Origin of the sequence: Micromonospora sp. MH33 (assembly GCF_003013775.1) — a bacterium.
In the GTDB taxonomy this organism is placed as follows: domain Bacteria; phylum Actinomycetota; class Actinomycetes; order Mycobacteriales; family Micromonosporaceae; genus Micromonospora; species Micromonospora fulviviridis.
On record NZ_MUYZ01000633.1, the window covers coordinates 1 to 1,348 of the forward strand.

Annotated in this window: 1 protein-coding gene; it reads left to right on the top strand. The window is 62.8% G+C overall.

Features of this window, described 5'->3' with window-relative positions; all coding sequences use genetic code 11:
• On the top strand, positions 1-1,348 hold a 1,348-nt coding region (locus B0E53_RS38325; protein ID WP_168215501.1), incomplete at both ends, for a hypothetical protein.

Below are 1,348 nucleotides of genomic sequence, written 5' to 3' on the forward strand. Positions count from 1 at the left end.
AAACTCGACCGCGAGTTCGAGGGCGCCGAGCTGGAGGAATTGCGGAAAAGAGTACCCACCCGAGTTTGGCAATTTGAAAAGCCTGGTTTCGTTGACTCCTTCCGGCGGGCAGCGAAAGTGAGCAGCTCGGGTAATTTGAGTATACGCTTCGGTGGGATCGATGAAACCGGGTCCGCCAAGAGGGATCCCTATATCCCGCGGGCCAGAGTGGCCGACGGATCGTCGTTCAGCCAGGCTGATATGGCAAACGTGATTCTCGAAGTCGGGTATGACACCGGCGGTCGGCCCCTCGCGGTTGTGGAAATCCCGGCCGAGCGGAACGAGGGGCGGGCACTGTACCTACAGTTGACCGATCCCGCCCCCACCACGCACGACATCGAGCGGCTGCGCAAGGCGGACCGAGCGGAACGGACGCTGGAATTCGACAAGCCGTCGTTCAAGGATTCCTTCCGCATGGTGACGTCAGTGAGCGAACGCGGCGCTTTGACCGCAGGGTTCAGTCAGGGTGATGAAGGAAAGGCCCCAAGGAAAGCCCTTATCGCGCGGGCCAAATATGCCGACGGAACTCCGTTTGTCATTCCCAGAGGCATGGCGAAGGTTGTTCTCGAAGTCGGGTATGACCTCAATGATCGACCCCTCGCGGTTGCGGAGATCCCGGCCGAGCGGTACGGGGGGCAGGTCCTGTATCTGAGGTTGACCGATCCCGCCCCCGCTGCGCGCGACATCGAGCGGCTGCGCAAAAACGCCTTCTGGGAGTCGTGGGATCGAGTGGTGCTTGACGATGCAATTGTTTTCCACGACAATTTGATAGCTAATGCCGCACTTCCCAAACCCCTCGATCTTCGGGTCGGCGGTCCGGGTAAGACAGTCGATGGGCTGGAGGTGAATCTGTCCGCGGGGACGGCGATCACCCTGCGGGTGGGAAAGCGGCGGGTCGGACCGGATCGCGTCAACAGCATTTTCGTGGTGGTCAAGGCGCCGTTGAAGCCGTTGGACGACGCAGCCAAGGCTGCCTACCTGGAAGCCAACTCGCTATACGACGTGTCGCAGATACCCACGCACGCCTACCGGCTTGTCAACACGGGCAAGACCGACGCCGAGTTCGGCGCGCTCATTGAGAAGCTTCAGAAGCGGAAGGAGCGCAGGGAGCGCGCCGCAGCGGGGCCAGCCGCGAAGCGTCGGCGTACCGGGGGTGGGTTACCTGGGGGGCCGGCGGCGTTCGAGTGGGCTGGTGCGGCTTCGGCCGATGGCGGGGTTGGGTTGTCGTCGGGGTGGGCGGCTGGGGTGGAGCCGTCGGTGGTGTGGGTTGATGGTGGTTGGCGGGTGTCGTATCGCAGTGCGGAGGGTT